Source organism: Bradyrhizobium sp. UFLA05-153, from assembly GCF_054185185.1.
This window is the reverse complement of the sequence record NZ_JBBIAM010000060.1, coordinates 1-15879: the sequence shown is the minus strand read 5'-3', so window position 1 is coordinate 15879 and position 15879 is coordinate 1. Positions and strand designations below refer to the sequence as shown.

Below are 15879 nucleotides of genomic sequence, written 5' to 3'. Positions count from 1 at the left end.
GCATTTTCCCTGACGTTGCTCCGTTCCCGGAACATCAAATTGCGCGACGCGTTGCTCGCTCGAAAGAGGGAGTGGATCGATGCGCGCCTTGACAGCCTATTTCGTCGGTGGGGGAACCATCGTCGCAGCCATCGCCATCGGTCTTGGTGGCGGCATCGTTGCCGGCAACATCATGAACCCCATCGCGCTCAAGCACGGCCCCGATACGGGCAAGCAGGAGCGGCGTGCAGATTCGACGGCAATAACCCATGCGCCATCCGAGCGCGTGCAATATCTCACGGGATCGCAGGTCTTCGGCGCCGTGGTCGCTCCGCCTGTCCAGGCCGCGGCGCCGACCGCCACGGCCAATGCCGAACCTTCCGCGCCGCCTGCACAGCCGGCCGCCAGCCATGAGTCCCAGCAGGCCAACACGCAAGCCGCGCACCCTGCCAAGCCTGCGGAGCAGCAAGCCACGACCGAGCAGGCTGCCTCGCCGGATAATGCCTATGCGAAAGCGAAGGACGCCGACGTGAAGCGCGCGGCGTCGGAGCGGCATCGTGCCGACCGGCGGCAGCGCTGGGCCGAGCGCCGCCGCTACGACATGCGCGATCCTCGCGAGACGCGCGATCGGACCGACTGGGACGACGTCGCACGCAATACTCGCGAAGATGCCGATGTCCGCGAATTCGGATCAGGTCCGCGCCGCAGCTTCGTCCCGCAGAGCCGCGGCTTTCCGCAGCTCAGATTATTCGGAGCTGATGGCGACGATTAGAGCAGATGGCGGTTCATCCTAATCTCATCGCGTTTTAGCGCGCGCATCAACCTCCGTGCGACTCCACGACCTTGCGGCAGGCGTCCGAGAGCTTGGCCTTGTTGTCGCGCAGGCATGCGTTCATCTGCGGCGGCTTGCCGATATGTTCGGCGCAGAACTTGCTGGCGTCGCCGCGGCAGGCCATCTGCTCCTGCGGCGTCGGGCCCGATTGCGCCGATACGGGCACGACGGTCGATGCGAGCATGACGGTCGGCGCGAGCACGAGCGCGGCAATAACTGAAATCTTCATCATTCACCTCTTCGGGTTTCGTTGTCCGGCTTGAAACCAGGCGGCGCGACCATCTGCGGAGCGGGCCCGCGGGTCCATGCCATGTTCATGGCAGCCGAAACGTCCGGTCTCTGCGACCGCACACGCGCCCCCCCATCTTCATGGCATGTATCGGCGCGCGATCTTTTGCCATTGAGCCCTTACGTCGGCCCGCGAGAAGCGATGGTTGCATCGACAGGCCGGACGGCAAGCAGGAGAGCTGAGATGGCAAGGAAAGCAGCAACGCTGAGCATCGGCTTGGCGATTGCGGCGCTGGCGGGTGCAGCGATGCTGTCGCTGGGCACAAGTCCGGCGCAGGCAGTGGTCTATTGCAAGACGGTCGGCGTGCCCAAGGGCTGCGTCGTGCGGCCCACCGCGGCGGTGGTGGTGGCTCCGGCCGCGCCGGTCGCTGCCGCTGTGGTAGCGACCCCCGGCGTCGGTGCGCCCGGGGTCGGTGTTCGAGCGGGCACGCCGATGAACCGCGGCGGCCCGGTCAACCGCGTCGGCGTGCGCTGAGCGAGCTCCTTCTCCACCTCGGCCGGTTTGCGGGGAGAGGAAGAAGATTTCGGGCGCAGGGATGCCTGCAAGCGCACCCCCTCTCTCCGCGCGTCGCCCACACGTTCGGGGAGGGGGCTTTTTCAGCCCTCGGCCGCATCGCTGTCGGGAAAGCGCTGCGGCAGTTGCAGCCGCACGGATGTGCCCGAGGGGGAGGAGTCGAGTTCGAGCGTTGCACCACAACGGCAGGCGCGGCTCTTCATGTTGCGCAAGCCCCGCGCGGTCTGGCTCGCCCCTGTCGCCTCGCCATTGCCGGCACCATCGATGGGAAGAGCAAAACCCTGGCCGTCGTCCGCGATGCTGATCACGCCGCGCTGATCTTGCGGCGCCCCGCCGAGCGTCTCGATCGTCACAGTGATCCTGCGTGCCTTCGCGTGCTTGACCGCGTTGGTCACGGCTTCATCCAGGATGCGCACGATCTGGATGACGTGCCATGGCCGCAGCTCCGGATGCAGCGGCAGGCCCTGTGGCGTCGTCACGTGCCAGTCGAGCGCGATGTCGTGCGGGCGCAATTGTGCCGCGGCGCGCTCGCGCCATGAGCCGAGCGCCAGCATCAGATCGCCGCCGATATCGTCCATGGAATCGATCACGAGCCGCAGATCCTTCAGCGCGGCGCGCGCGGCGTCAGCGATCGGCGCGCCGTCCGCGCCGCGTTCGGAGAGCGCGACGATGCTGACGAGCTGGCCGCCGAGGCCGTCATGCAGGTCGCGCATCAGCCGGGTGCGCTCATTGGCGAGGGCTGCGGCCCGCGCACGCTCCTCCTCGCGGGCAAAGCTTGCCTTCAATCGGTCCTCGGCCTCGCGCACGCGTGCGATCAACTGGCCGGCGAAACTGTCGACCTGGTTCAGCGCGCGGGCGAACCGCCAGGTCAGGCCGGCGCCGATCGCCACCAGCATCGCCGAATAGGACAGGCGCGAGACGAAGGTGCGTTCATTGGGCAGGATCTCGAACACCGAGAGCATGTCGTGGCCCCAGCAGGTCAGCACGATGGTCACCGCGCAGCCGAGTGTGAGGCTCGCCGCATCCTGGCGCCGTACCACCGCCGTTGCCGTGACGCCGGCCATCAGCAACAGGCAGATGCCGACCGTCGGGATGCCGAGAAGCAGAAAAAGGATGCGCGGCAGCGGCTGGCCCGCGACCAGCCCGACCGCGAACACGGCGAGACCGGGCGCGAACAGCAGCGTGCCATAGCGCGGCCAGCGCCAGCCGAAGAACAGCACGGCGAAAACCACGATCAGGGCGCTCTCGATCGGGGCGGAGGCCAGCAGCACCGCGGCGAGCCGCGAGGGGTGGGCTGGCGGCACCGGCGGCGGCAGGAACGCCTGGATCACGCCGAGCACCATCGCGATTGCCAGCACGCCATAGACCGGCTCGTGGCGCCGCATCAGCCACATGATCGCGAGAATGACCGCCAGGATCGATTGCCAGGCGGAGAACACCACGGGCAGCGTGACGAACAGCAGCGTACGCGTCTCGTAGGCGCCGCGCAGGCTCTCATCCGGTCCGACATAGACGGTGTCGAGAAAGCCCTTCAACGGCCCCCACACGAACAGCCGCAACGTGATGGTGTTGGCGCCGTCGCGCAACAGCGCCGACGGGATCGGTGCGATCTCCGGCGTGTTGCGGTCGGGCCGGTTGGCGGTGGCGTCGCGCCTCGAATCGAGGATCACCACGTCGTTGACCGCGACCTCCACGGCGTTGCTGAAGCGCGGCAGGAACACCGACCACGCCGCCGCGTCAGCAGTCCTGAAGGTGAAGCTGCCCGTGTAGAGCGGCGGATCCGCGAGCGAATAGCGCGAGTTGGTGAAATGCGGCAGCGTCACCGGGCGTGTCACGCCATCCTCCAGCTGCGTGAACTCGCTCAGCGCAAAATCGTCGGGGTCGCTCGGCTGCAACAGCCGCAGCACCAGGATGCAGGCGATCACGATCAGCACCTGGAGCAGCAGATAAGGCACCAGCCGCGCCAGCCGCAGCCGCGCCCTTGCGGTCACGAGCGGCTTTACGGCGACCTCGCTCACAGCTTGATCAGGCCCTGCTGCACCGCCTCGAACACAGCTTCGCTGCGGGTATGCACCTCGAGCTTGCGATAGATGTTCTTGATGTGGCCGGGCACGGTCTGGCGCGACAGGCCGAGATGGCTCGCGATCTCGGCGTAGCTGAAGCCTTTGGCGATGCCCCAGAGGATGTCGATCTCGCGCGGCGTGAGCCTTGCGGTGTTGAGCGCCGGCCCCGGCGGCGGCTCGGCGGTGGTTTGCGTTCGCCGCACGATGAAGCGCGCGATCGAGGCCGAAATCGGCGAATGCCCGGCGACCAGTTCGCGCACGGTGGTCGCGATGTCGGTCGGGAAGGCGTCCTTCAGGAGATAGCCGGTGGCGCCGACCGTGATTGCCGAGATCACGCTTTCCTCGTCGCCGAGTGCGGAGATCACCATGATCTCGGTGTCGGGAAAGCGCCGCCGCGTCTCGCGGATCAGCTCGATGCCATGGCCGTCGGGCAGGCGGAGGTCGGTCAAGAGCACCCGCGGCGCGCGTGCATTGAGGGCTTGGCGCGCCTCACCGAGCGTGCCGGCCGTGCGCACCTCGTACTCCGCCTTGACCAGCGCATCCTGCAAGCGCCAGCAGGTCGGCGCATCATCCTCGACGAGGAGGATGGTGATCGCAGCAGGAGCCCCGTCCCGTTCCGTCATGGCAAAAACCTTGGGCCGCGTGTCCCCCGCGGCGCAAAACCGAGCTTAGCTGCGCCGCGTCGCCTGCGACACCCATAATCATGGGGCGGAGTGGCGGAGTGCGTTGTTTGCGGATCAGGAGCGAGCTGCATCAAGTCGCGCGCGGACGTTTGACGGCCGCGGCGATCCTCTCCCCGCGGATCGTGCGGAGAGAGGGGGAGTCGTCTTACCTTCCGTTCCCGCGGCAACCGCCATTGGGGCCGATGTGATAGCCGCGCGGGCAGGCGTGGGCGGCGGGATTGGCGTAGTTCTTCAGGCAGCCGCCATAGGGTCCGCGATGCCAGCCGGCGCCGCAGCCGCCGGCCACCGCGACGATGTCGCTCGTCGCGGGCGTGCCGACCGGCGCGAGAGGAGCGGCCTGGGCGGAGCCGGTGATCGCGGCGAGCGCAAAGGCGGCGGCATGGATGTGTCGCATCATGTACTGTTCTCCGTCCGGCGGCTCAATGCGTGGCGGCAAAAGCGATACCGGCGCGCACTTCGGCGATCGCCTGGTCGATCAGGCCGAGCGCCTTCTCGCGGTGGCCGCCCTTGTTCGGTTCGGCCTTGGCGAGCTCGGCGCGGGCCTGTTGCAGGATCGTGACGCTCTCGTCCATGTGCGGCTGGGCGCCGATTGCGTAGCCGATGCCGAGGCTTGCGGCGATCGTCGCGCCGAGCGCGAGGCTGCGGGGTAGAGAAGTTCGCATGTCGTTGTCTCCTCCAGCGGGCGTCAGGCGGCGGCCGCCCGGATGCCGGGATGCGCCGGCGCGAAGACGAGCCCGACGCATCCGCGGCCTGAATAAGGCTCTCGCCCGCGCGCCGTCTTGGACTGTCCGGCGTCGAATGATTTCGGGTTTGGACTGACCGGCGCTGTTTAAATCACGTCATCGTGCTGATAGCCTGACGAGGTGCGTTCACCGGGCGTTCAGTCCGCGCCCGGCAAGTTCGCTCCGTTTCTTGCCAGTCAGTCTTCACAAGTCTCTCTTCAAAGTCCTTTCCCCAAAAATTCCTTCCCCGATGCCCGTCATCCGGAAAGCGTTATCGACCGATATGCTGCCGCAGGGGCTGTCTGAGCGGCAGCGCTTCATTCGCTTTGCGGAATTGTTCGAACATTTTTCCAACACCGGTGAGCTCGACCCCGCGTTCGACGTGCCGTTTCGCGCCGCCATGAACTCGATCCACATCGGCACCACCATGCTCGGACGCTGCGACGGTAGCTTCGTCACGGTGCGGCGTGAGAAGCGGCAGGTGATCGAGACCGGCGACGACCGCTTCTGTCTCGTGCGCAACACCGGTGATCGCGCTTCCTATGTGCGTCACCGTGGCCGCGAGATCACCTTGCGGCCGGGATCGATGGTGCTGCTCAAGCTCGACGAGCCGTTCTTCGCAGCTGACGGCGCGAACCACAAGCGCTTCACCAACGTGCATCTGCCGGTCGCAACCTTGCGCGCGATGGTCGCCGACGTCGATGAATTGGTCGGGCAGGAGCTTGCGCCCGGCGGGGCGCTGTCGCTCGCGATGGACTACAGCGATCTTCTGCTGCGCCATCCGGTCGCCGTCGACGAGGCCGGCATGGCGATTGCGGCGCATCTGCTCGACCTCGCGGCGCTCGGGCTCGGCGCACGCGCCGACATCGCGTCCGCCGCCAGCCGGCGGGGCCTGGGTGCCGTGCGGCTCCAGGCCGCGCTGGCGATCCTGCAAGCGCGTTTCCAGGAGCCGGATTTTTCTGCGCAAAAGCTCGCGGCTGCCGCCGGTCTTTCCGAGCGCTATGTCAACGAACTGCTGTTTGAGGCCGGCGCCAGCTTCACCACGCGCTTGAACGAGCTGCGCCTGCGCAAGGCTGCGGATCTGCTGGCCCGCAGCGAGGGACGCATCAGCGACATCGCCTTCGCCTGCGGATTCAACGATCTCTCCTATTTCAACCGCTGCTTCCGCCGCCGCTTCGGCCTGACGCCGACGGCGGCGAGGGGGAGGTGAGCGCTCGCTCTGGTGGGTTACGACGCCTCCAGTCGCGGCGGCGGATAGCGCCGCGCGAGCGCCGACAGCGACAGATGTCGCTCCTCCTCCGGCAACTCGAGATAGGCCAGCACCTGCGCCCGCTTCCAGCCGTCGACGCCGAAATCCATCGCCATCCATTTCTGCGGCTCGGGCCCTTCGAGCCCACGCACCCAGACGAAATAGCGGGGGAGGTCGCCTGGCTCTGCCTCGGTCGCGCGTCGTCTGGCCATCAAGCTGCTCGCTGAGTGGAGACCTGCGGAGGAGAATATAGGCGGACCAGATGATTGCTAGGGGAGGGCTTCGCTTCACTGCGAGAAGAACGGCGAGCCGGTCCGTCTTCGCCAAGAGGCTTCGCCGCACACGCTTCGCGCTTTCGGTCTCGCATGGCTGCGCCACGCGAAGCCCGAAAGGGCGTAGCGTGGTGCCCCTGGCCGACAATCGCCTAGTCCTATAACGAATTGAATTTGCGCCAGTTTTAGTTGCCGATTGCTGCGGATACCAACAGGAATACCAACAAGATGGCGGAAGGCAGTAGCTCGCAAAAATAAATCAGCAAGCGCTCGGCAGCAGGCGGTCCTGCGGTCCTTGTTTCCACAATCGCCTACCGGAATCGAACCCGGCTCAGACTCGAATCTTTGGAGGAGGCAGGCGAGCGCTTACTCAGCAGCTTTCAGTCTTCTTCGAAATGGAGTGATTGAAAATCGTGAGTTTGACTCCCACTCTCTCCGCCATAGCAGATTGATATTATTAATCTTTTTTGAATAATCTGAATCCGACCCCCGGATCAACCTCCGTCACAAAGAACCTTTAGCCCGAAAAATCCGGGGCTTCAGCGTAATCCTGCCTAAGTGGAACAGGAGGTCGGTGGTTCGAGCCCACCCAACTGTAGGCGCGCGTTGTGGTTTGCCATTCGTGACGCTATCGGGCAGGCCATCACACTGCTCGACATTGAAGACGTGTATTCCCGCATCACTGGGGCTAGCCGCGTGCTGGTTTCGCCGTCGCCTCCTTCCTTAATCTGCAGTTGTTTGACGAAATATGCCTTCGTGCCGCGTTCGCCCTTGTGCACACGCCCGCCTAATTCGAGCGCCTGCTTGAACGTCAAAAACCGCGGCGTGTGATATCCTGCCGCTTGCGCCATCCAAAGCAAGACAACATTGCATCCGGAATAGGGCCGGTTCGTCACAGCATTGCACGGGGTGTTCGCGCCAGCCGTTGCCGACCATGGTTTAATCCAGGGGGCGGCGTCGGCTTCTAGTTCTGTGATGATGCGCGCGGAGACTTCCGCGTAAAGGTCGCGTTTCATGTCGCTCGCTCCTGTAGGGAACGCCGACCACCACTTGGTCGCGGGCATACAGGGCGCGTCGGGCCCTCGCTGCGCGCTTTTGACCCCCGGGGGGTGCATGGACAGGCCCGCGTCTCGCGCGCGCGCAGACGTGGGTCGGAAATATGTAGCCTAGGAAATCCGCGCGTTAACGAAGGTAAACGCGCAATCCGTGGCAGGTCTCAGAAGGCAAAGCCACGGCCGCTAAAGTGTGGACACTCTGTTTCGCCTGGGGGATCATGCAGTGTTAGGCGAACCGGGGCGCCGCCATGGACGTCGGAGGTTGGCTGCGGAGGCTTGGCCTCGAACAATACGAGACGGCTTTCCGCGAAAATAGGATCGACGATACCGTCCTGCCGAGATTGACGGCTGAGGACTTGAAGGAACTCGGTGTCGGATTTGTTGGGGATCGGCGTAAGCTGCTCGACGCCATTGCAGGTTTGCGCGCTGAAGCCACCGCACCAACGCCGCTGTCCGACGCTCCTCTGGCAACCGACAAAGCCGCCAAGGATACCGCCGAGCGCCGTCAGGTGACGGTGATGTTCTCCGACTTGGTCGGCTCGACGGCGCTCTCCGCGCGGATGGACCCGGAGGACCTGCGGGAGGTCATTTCGGCCTACCAGAGGTGCGTCGCCGATACCGTTCAGCTCTTCGGCGGCTTCGTCGCGAAGTTTATGGGTGATGGGGTGCTCGTGTACTTCGGCTATCCGACAGCCAATGAGGACGACGCTGAGCGCGCCGTGCGCGCCGGGCTACATGCGATTGCCGCAGTTGCCGGGCTCAAATCGTCCGTTCCGCTGCAAACGCGCGTCGGTATCGCAACGGGCTTGGTCGTCGTCGGCGACCTGATCGGCACGGGATCGGCACAGGAGCAGGCGATCGTCGGCGAAACACCCAATCTTGCCGCCCGCCTCCAAGGCATCGCCGAGCCGAACACGGTCGTCATTGCGGAGGCCACGCGCAGGCTGCTTGGCAATCTGTTCGAGCTGCGGGACCTCGGGGCAAAGGAGCTCAAGGGGATCGCCGGGCCGGTGGGCGCTTTCGCGGCGTTGCGGGCCAGTTCCATCGAGAGCCGGTTTGAGGCGATGCACCCGGGCGGCCTGACGGCACTTGTTGGACGAGAAGAAGAGCTTGAACTGCTGTTACGCCGCTGGACCAAAGCCAAGATTGGCGAAGGCTATGTGGTGCTGCTATCCGGCGAGGCAGGCATCGGCAAATCCAGGCTCTCCGCCGCGCTCATCGAGAGTATCGCGGCCGAACCCCACACGCGCTTGCGTTATTTCTGCTCGCCCCAGCACACCGGCAGCGCCTTTTATCCGATTATCGGACAGCTCGAACGTGCCGCCGGATTTGCGCACGGCGACCCGCTGCAAACCAAGCTCGACAAGCTCGACGCGCTACTAGCGCAGACCTCGACGGCCAAGCAGGACACAGCGCTGGTGGCCGAGATGTTGTCACTTTCCAACGACGGACGCTACCCCGCTCTCGAGTTCGCCCTGGAACAGCGCCGAGAGAAAACACTTGCCGCCCTCGGCGTCCAATTGGAAGCCCTGGCGCGCGCCAGCCCAGTGCTCATGATCGTCGAGGATGCGCATTGGGCCGACCCCACGAGCCTGGAAGCGTTCGGTCGCATTGTGGACCGGATCGCGGCGCTTCGCGTGCTATTGATTGTGACGTTTCGGCCGGAGTTCGAGGCGCCCTGGGTCGGACAACCGCAGGTCACAGCTCTTGCTCTCAATCGGCTGGGATATCGCGAGGTCGGCACCATGATCGACCGCGTGCTCGGCAACAAGCTGCTGGCGGCGGACATCCGGAAAGATATCATCGAGCGCACCGACGGCATCCCCTTGTTCGTCGAAGAGATGACAAAGGCGGTGTTGGAAGCCGGGGGCGAGCTCGAAGCGAAGCAGATTGCGGCCGCGGTTCCCTCTCCGATGGTGGCGGTCCCGGCGAGCTTGCATGCTTCTCTGATGGCGCGGCTCGACCGGCTCGGCCCGGCTAAGGAGTTGGCGCAGATCGGGGCGGCGATCGGTCGCGAGTTTTCTCACGCGCTATTAGCCGCGGTGGTGCGCAAGCCAGAGACGGAATTGGCCGCATCACTCGATCGTCTGATCCGGGCCGGGCTGCTGTTCCACAAGGGCGTGCCGCCGCACGCGACCTATCTGTTCAAGCATGCCCTGGTGCAAGACGCCGCGTACGGAACGCTGGTGCGCGAACCGCGACGCGCGTTGCATGCCCGCATCGCCGGCACCTTTGAAAGTCAGTTCGCTGAAATCGCTGAGAACCAGCCTGAGATTTTGGCGCGTCACTGCACTGAGGCTGGACTGATCGAGAAAGCCGCCGGTCTATGGGGCAAGGCCGGACAACGGTCGCTGGCGCGCTCGGCTCTGGTTGAAGCCGCAGAGCAACTAACTCATGCGCTAAATCAGATTGACACCTTACCAGCAACTCCCGCGCTACGTCGCGAGCAAATTAACTTTCAGGTCTCACTCATAACGCCACTTATGCATGTTAAGGGATTTGGCGCGCCAGAAACAATGGCCGCTGAGGAGCGAGCGCTTCAATTGATTGAACAAGCCGAAGCGCTCGCTGAACCGCCTGAAGACCCACTGCTATTGTTCTCGGTTCTTTACGGCTTCTGGGTAGCGAATCATGCTGCGTTCAACGGCGACGCCGTGCGCGAGCTCGCAGCGCAATTCTTGACGCTTGCGGAGAAGCAAAAGGCGACAGTTCCTCTCATGATCGGGCATCGCCTTATGGGCAGGTCGCTACTGGATACGGGAAACATCGTCGAAGGTCGGCTACATTGCGGTCGAGCCCTGTCGCTTTACAATCGTGCCGAGCACCGTTTGCTTGCAACGCGTTTTGGCCAAGACACCGAGGTGGCGGTCTTGTCCTTTGGATCGTTGGCGCTGTGGTTGCTCGGATATCCCGATGCTGCACTCGCGGACGCAGACCGCGCGATCAAGAATGCGCGCGAACTGGGCCAAGCGGGCGCGCTGATGTTCGCGTTGGCCCACATTCCGCTTACCCTCGTACATTGCGGAGATTACGCAGCAGCGAGCGCCAACGCCAATGAACTCGTCGACCTGGCAACCGAGAAAGGTGCCTTGCTGTGGAAGGCGTGCGGAACGATGGTGCAAGGTCTTTTGATGAGTTCGCTAGGCAAGGCGCCTGACGCCGTCCGCATGATCACGTCCGGGACTACCGCATGGCGGGCAGCCGGGTCACAAGTTTGGATTCCGTTGTACTTATCTCACTTGGCGAAATCCTATGCGGTGCAGGGACAACTTGATGATGCTTGGCAGTGCATCAATGAAGCAATCACAACTGTCAAAACAACAAAGGAAAAATGGTACGAGGCCGACGTGCATCGCGTCGCCGGCGAAATCGCCCTGATGTCGCCAGAGCGGGATGCGGCAAAAGCCGAAGGCCATTTTGAGCAGGCTCTTGCAGTCGCCCGCGCTCAGCAGGCGAAATCCTTTGAGCTGCGCGCGTCCATGAGCATGGCGCGGCTGTGGCGCGATCAAGGGAAGCGGGACGAGGCCCGAGAACTTCTCGCTCCGGTTTACGGCTGGTTCACCGAGGGGTTTGACACGTTGGACTTGAAGCAGGCCAAGGCCCTGCTCGACGAGTTGGCGCAATGAGAAGCTCAGCTTTGAAAGGTAACAAGGTGAAACCACCGAGCTCTCGCGCTCGTTCACTTCGCGAACGTTTTGAGCTTGTTACCTTTGAAAGCCTTCACGCAGCGACAGCGAGCTCCGATCGGGACCCGCCATCGCGAATGGCAAAGTAGCTTTCAAGTTCGCTGATTGCCCGACGCTCCCATTCATATGCCTGCTCCAATAGCGTCCATTTTTGACCTGGACGGAACGCGGCGGTCTGCCGGCACAGTGAAGCGATGGTGCGATATCGTCTCACGTTTTCCAAGATAGCCGTTCCACTCATCGAATGTCCCGTTTGCTGGTCGTGAGTGAAATGTGCGGCGGGCGATTTTCAAATTCGTTAGCGGGCTTGGCTGAGAAGGCGGATTGGTTTGCAAACTGTTGAGCTGCGGACGAGGGTCAGGGCGGCCTGTCGGCTATCTCGAGAAAAGCGGTCATAGATCGCGGTAGGTGCGGCTGGCGCTTTTTGACCCATTTCCGACCTGGTGCAAATTGCGGGATTAATTGATAAACTATCAATTCTCGGTGGTCGCCGATGCGTCCTGCCGAACAATCCAAGCAGTCGCCAAGGGGGGGACCAATGACAACCGCCTTCCCACCCGCGCTCGGCTTCCGCTCTTCGGGACGCGAGCACAGGATATGTAGAAGTGCATTTCGCGATCATCGTAGCACCGCCCACCGCGCGGAGTTTGCAAAGAGGGATATTGGCTTGGCTGGGAATTCGGCCCCCCTGCGCCGGGCGATGCTTTGAATGGACCGGCCGTTTCCGCTGAACAATCGGATCAGAGGAGCTCGCCGGACGCCAGGAAATTCAATAGCTCGGAGTTCGCAGGTTCGCAGGAGCTTACAACCGGAAGCACCGAGATGCGACAAGATCCACCACAAATTGGAAGCGCGAGTACTTCTTCCGAACAAACACAACGAGACCGTGTCGATGCGCCACGACAAGCCTGCGCACCAATCGGAGTGACCGCTGGAGGCGATCTCGTTTTTCCGATGGAGTGCCGAGAGCAGCTGCATCGCGGCCCCGCTTCCTCGCACGATCGATCGGACGCAACGCAAACAGCCAACGAAAGCCAACAACGCGCGACAGTTGCACCTCAACGCAGCGCAGAGGCGACGAGTGAACGATCGCCATCTCTGAAGAGCCCTGATCTCGGCAGCAGGACCGGCTCAGCAGCTACGAAAATGGATTCGAGAGGTGATGAGAACACAGCAGCCCGCAACGGCGATTCGACAAGAGTCCGGCCGTCTAGCGGGGCATATGCTTTCGCCAGAGAGAGCACATCAGCTAAAGCGCGCTCCCTTTCTCAGTCGGATGAATGGTTCAACCCCTTAGGGGAAAGCGCTTGGTCTCGAAATACCTGCCTCAGTGCTTGCCAGCGCCGACGAGGTCATCGAATAGCTACCGGTTACGGCAAAGAAATGACAGGCGGACTTCACCTAGCCGACACTCCCGCGAGAGTGCTGAACGTTGGCGCGAATTTGAGCCCTATGGTCCATGAACCACTTTGCCAAATCGACAGCAGTCATCCGGAGGCCCGGCCCTTCAAGCGATGTGATGCAGTAACCCTTCTCATTGAAGGAGTATGCTTCCATAATTGCCTGCTCTCTCGTTGAAAAGAAGCGGGACTGCTTTGCGTTCTGATGCTTGTCGAGATAGCGGAAGAACCAGGCGCCGGGCATTTGTTCCTCGTATAACATGAGTAGCGGGTCGCAAACCACGGCGTTCGCCGGGCGCTAGCTCCCCATTTTGGACCGTCGCATCAGCGCCGTCTGTTTAGACCCGCACAAACGACGTATCTGAATTTTCGACCGACAGTTTGCATTTGTTATTGAGCGTAAAAGTTTAAACAGACCCGCACCGGCTCGATCAAGTTCACGACAGCTCGCGTGATAGCGACGCCGCAATACCTCCTGCCGAACAGACGAAGCCATCGCACCGAATATTATGCGCGACGGCTTCGCCATTGGGGCCGGACGACGGGCAATGTCCGTGTTGAGAAGCTAGCGCTCCGCGGCGACGCTGCAATCGAGTTCTAGAATTAAGCTTGATGTTGCGAGACCATGTTAATTCTGGAACCGCTTGCCGCCGCCGATGCCGTGAGGCCAAAAAAGCACTGCGGGTTAGCGCCGCCGCGGCATACTGGTTGATCGCGAAAAAGAGGCCGCCGGGAACGAACCCGACGACCTCAAAAGTTATGTTGCGTTGCGACGAGGTGCGTCGCGCTACATGGCGGAGCGGGGCGTTAAGCGCCTTGCCTTGCTGTGCCAAGAGCCGCCTTGTAAGCGAACCCATGTAAGCGATGCAAGCCCGAACGCATGTTAGTGATGCAAGCCCTCATGTGAACGATGCAAGCCACGGTATAATTATCGAGAGCGCTTTGGGTTTTCTGCGCGACATGTCGCAGCGACGACTGGTCGCGCGGCCTTACGGGACAGTTACGCGGTCTGCCTGACCGCATATAAGGCACGGCGGCTCGGGGGAAGGAGAGCAGCCATTGTCATATGACCCCCAACGCGCGATCAAGCGCCACCGTCGTCTCGATGAAATTGAGGACGAACTGAAAACCATCGAGAAGAAACTTTACTGGCGGCTACGGGCTAAGCAGATCGCCCTTATTCGGCGGGATGATGCAGTGGCCGCGCTGCTGCGCCAGTTTGAACGCGACGCGCGCCTCTAATGCTCGCAGCCCGACCCCAGAAGATCACCTTTGGCGAAATGCGCGACATGGGCGTTCGCGGCGTCCTGGTCTACTGCGCCGACTTCCAGTGCAGCCATTCCGTCGCTCTTAGCGCCGACCACTGGCCTGACGACGTGCGGCTATCCGACATCGAGCCGCGGTTCGTCTGTGCCTGCCGCAAGAGAGGGGCGGAGGTCCGGCCGGATTTTAACTGGAGCCGGCCTGTAGCTCCCGCGATGGGATGTCGGAATACGGGAGACTAGCCCCTCGGACCTGCCGGCCCCGGCGGCGTCTTGGCTGGCAGTGTTGAGCCGGCGGTCCTTGGGCTGAGCGCACGGGGGAGCGCTCGAACGTGTCGAGGCTAGAGCAGTTCTTCGATGGACAAAATTCAAAAGCCTGACATGTGCGGTTAGGCCGCGCAATGAATGAGGCCGCAGGACAGCTCGATCTCGCGGCCTCACCTCCACCGATCGACGAAGAAAAGGTTTAAGTATGAAATTCCTGCCCGGTGTTCCTCCAATAGAACACCGTGTTCCAGAATTGGCAAGCCGCTTGGAAAGGCCCGCCAGCGTAACCCGGTGGGCTCTGGCCTCGGATGCTCCGGCAAGTCAGGCGAACTGATCCCGCAGGTTATTGCCTGTCTCGCCACCGACGAGATCGGCGAGCAGTTGGCGGGCGGCGCGACGCACCTAGGATGCCGTTTCCTTGACTCCGGCGGGGCTCAGGATTCGCTCTCCGGATCGAGCGCTAGGGTAGGTGTCGTCCAACGGACGGCCGCTCCAGCGCGCCGCCACCGCGTGGCAAATGCCAGCTGGACCGACCAGCCTCCTGGGCGTTTTATCGACACGCGCGGCATGAGCAACCGCGCATTCCCGTCGTCGCCCGTGGCAACGCGATTCGCACTTGCCCGCTGGACCACTATCTTCGGCCCATGTCCCAGTTCGAGTTCTGCCTTTGACGAGCGGCAAGGCTGTGTCTGCCGACGCCGAGTGATACCACGAAAGTAACTGGATGGTTAGTGTCGAAGCGCGCCTATCGCACCGGTCACGTCCCGGAGATTCTCGGTTTGCTTGATCTGCTGACTGATTTTGTCTGTGGTCGCGCGGAGTGCGTCGACACCGATCTCGCTGTTCGCCGCACTGGCGCGTAGCGAGCCCATCTCGTCCTTGAGTTCGGTTAGATTAGACGCGATCCGGGCAGCCGTGTCGCGCCCGTGCGCCTCATTCTCATCGATGGTGGTACGCAGCGCCCCAAGGCCGATCTCGGCATTGGCGAGGCTCGCCCGTATACGGGAAAGCTCCTCGGAGGTGTCGCTCTGGCTCTCGCGCAGCTTGGCATTCTCCGCCTTGACTTGGGCAAGCTCTGCCGCAAAGGCAGCGACGCGATCCGCAAGCGTAATGGTAGTTTCCTTGGCCTCATCGACGCCATACTCGCTCGCCGAGACGCGGTGGGTGCCAATGCCTCCCAACATCACGCCTGTGCTAGCCGCCAGCGCCAGACCCATGGTGACACGGAAAGGGGCGACTGTCCGCCGACACAGCGTCTTTACTGAATCACTCATACACAGATCTCCAGTCTTGAAAGAAAGACAGGATGATCTTGTTTAGCTTGCCAATTCCCTAATTCGCATCGACCTGTTCTGAAAATCTGGGCTTCCTCCACGGAACTTGGAGCCTGTTGTCGTTTCATGACTCTCCGGTGAGGATTGCGCTTTGCGGGTCACTTCCAGCGGGCCGCCCGCGGGCCTGGCGCGAACTTGGCGCAAATTCACAAATCGCCGGCAGCGATGGCGCGCGGAAGACGGGTTGGCTGCGGGTTAGGTGTGGCCTGTCAGGAGGTTGTCCATCTGGTCTGAACCGAGGAAGCTGAGGTTGCGAAGCTTCAGTGTTCCAAG

The 15879-nt window shown here is 62.8% G+C and carries 15 protein-coding genes; 5 read left to right on the top strand and 10 right to left on the bottom strand.

Features of this window, described 5'->3' with window-relative positions; genetic code table 11:
- Positions 1-79: 79 nt before the first annotated feature.
- The gene (locus tag Q2941_RS29540) at positions 80-751 is read left to right on the top strand and encodes a hypothetical protein (protein ID WP_458194571.1); all 672 of its coding nucleotides are present in this window, start codon (positions 80-82) and stop codon (positions 749-751) included.
- 46 nt (positions 752-797) lie between these two features.
- Here Q2941_RS29540 and Q2941_RS29535 read toward each other — a convergent pair whose 3' ends face one another.
- Entirely contained in the window at positions 798-1040 is a 243-nt protein-coding gene (locus Q2941_RS29535; protein ID WP_458194570.1) for a cysteine rich repeat-containing protein, read from the bottom strand.
- Between the two features lie 243 nt (positions 1041-1283).
- Between Q2941_RS29535 and Q2941_RS29530 the strand changes: the two genes are divergently transcribed.
- Complete coding sequence (locus tag Q2941_RS29530; RefSeq protein WP_254110211.1) at positions 1284-1574, top strand: hypothetical protein; 291 nt, start codon at positions 1284-1286, stop codon at positions 1572-1574.
- 122 nt (positions 1575-1696) lie between these two features.
- On the opposite strand, the gene Q2941_RS29525 is transcribed toward Q2941_RS29530, so the two are convergent.
- From Q2941_RS29525 to Q2941_RS29510, 4 genes are all read right to left on the bottom strand, one after another.
- Positions 1697-3631: a sensor histidine kinase gene (locus Q2941_RS29525; protein ID WP_458194569.1), complete on the bottom strand. Its 1935-nt coding sequence runs from the start codon at positions 3629-3631 to the stop codon at positions 1697-1699.
- Positions 3628-4299 (bottom strand): response regulator, encoded by a 672-nt coding sequence (locus Q2941_RS29520; RefSeq protein WP_027520635.1) that lies wholly within the window; start codon positions 4297-4299, stop codon positions 3628-3630. The genes Q2941_RS29525 and Q2941_RS29520 overlap by 4 nt, the downstream gene beginning before the upstream one ends.
- 205 nt (positions 4300-4504) lie before the next feature.
- A complete protein-coding gene (locus Q2941_RS29515) occupies positions 4505-4756 on the bottom strand; it encodes a GCG_CRPN prefix-to-repeats domain-containing protein (protein ID WP_371933010.1) in 252 nt (83 codons plus the stop codon).
- Between the two features lie 22 nt (positions 4757-4778).
- Complete coding sequence (locus Q2941_RS29510) at positions 4779-5021, bottom strand: hypothetical protein (protein ID WP_027520634.1); 243 nt, start codon at positions 5019-5021, stop codon at positions 4779-4781.
- 310 nt (positions 5022-5331) lie between these two features.
- Between Q2941_RS29510 and Q2941_RS29505 the strand changes: the two genes are divergently transcribed.
- Positions 5332-6291: a helix-turn-helix transcriptional regulator gene (locus Q2941_RS29505; RefSeq protein WP_027520633.1), complete on the top strand. Its 960-nt coding sequence runs from the start codon at positions 5332-5334 to the stop codon at positions 6289-6291.
- Positions 6292-6308: 17 nt separating this feature from the next.
- On the opposite strand, the gene Q2941_RS29500 is transcribed toward Q2941_RS29505, so the two are convergent.
- Together Q2941_RS29500 and Q2941_RS29495 are read right to left on the bottom strand one after the other, a co-directional pair.
- Positions 6309-6542 (bottom strand): hypothetical protein, encoded by a 234-nt coding sequence (locus tag Q2941_RS29500; RefSeq protein WP_027520632.1) that lies wholly within the window; start codon positions 6540-6542, stop codon positions 6309-6311.
- Positions 6543-7156: 614 nt separating this feature from the next.
- A complete protein-coding gene (locus tag Q2941_RS29495; protein ID WP_458194568.1) occupies positions 7157-7618 on the bottom strand; it encodes an ArdC-like ssDNA-binding domain-containing protein in 462 nt (153 codons plus the stop codon).
- Between the two features lie 287 nt (positions 7619-7905).
- On the opposite strand from Q2941_RS29495, the gene Q2941_RS29490 reads away from it, so the two are divergent.
- Positions 7906-11283, top strand: a complete 3378-nt coding sequence (locus Q2941_RS29490) for an adenylate/guanylate cyclase domain-containing protein (RefSeq protein WP_458194567.1) — start codon at positions 7906-7908, stop codon at positions 11281-11283.
- A 94-nt stretch (positions 11284-11377) separates the two neighbouring features.
- Here the strand turns inward: Q2941_RS29490 and Q2941_RS29485 are convergent, their stop codons facing one another.
- Both Q2941_RS29485 and Q2941_RS29480 read right to left on the bottom strand, forming a co-directional pair.
- Positions 11378-11584 (bottom strand): hypothetical protein, encoded by a 207-nt coding sequence (locus Q2941_RS29485; protein WP_458194566.1) that lies wholly within the window; start codon positions 11582-11584, stop codon positions 11378-11380.
- A gap of 1160 nt (positions 11585-12744) precedes the next feature.
- Positions 12745-12987 carry a hypothetical protein gene (locus Q2941_RS29480; protein ID WP_458194565.1) on the bottom strand — a complete coding sequence of 81 codons (243 nt, stop codon included), beginning with the start codon at positions 12985-12987 and terminating at the stop codon, positions 12745-12747.
- A gap of 815 nt (positions 12988-13802) precedes the next feature.
- Between Q2941_RS29480 and Q2941_RS29475 the strand changes: the two genes are divergently transcribed.
- Positions 13803-13985, top strand: coding sequence for a hypothetical protein (locus Q2941_RS29475; RefSeq protein WP_458194564.1), 183 nt, complete (start codon positions 13803-13805; stop codon positions 13983-13985).
- Positions 13986-15000: 1015 nt separating this feature from the next.
- Here the strand turns inward: Q2941_RS29475 and Q2941_RS29470 are convergent.
- A complete protein-coding gene (locus Q2941_RS29470; protein ID WP_458194563.1) occupies positions 15001-15489 on the bottom strand; it encodes a hypothetical protein in 489 nt (162 codons plus the stop codon).
- Between the last annotated feature and the right edge of the window lie 390 nt (positions 15490-15879).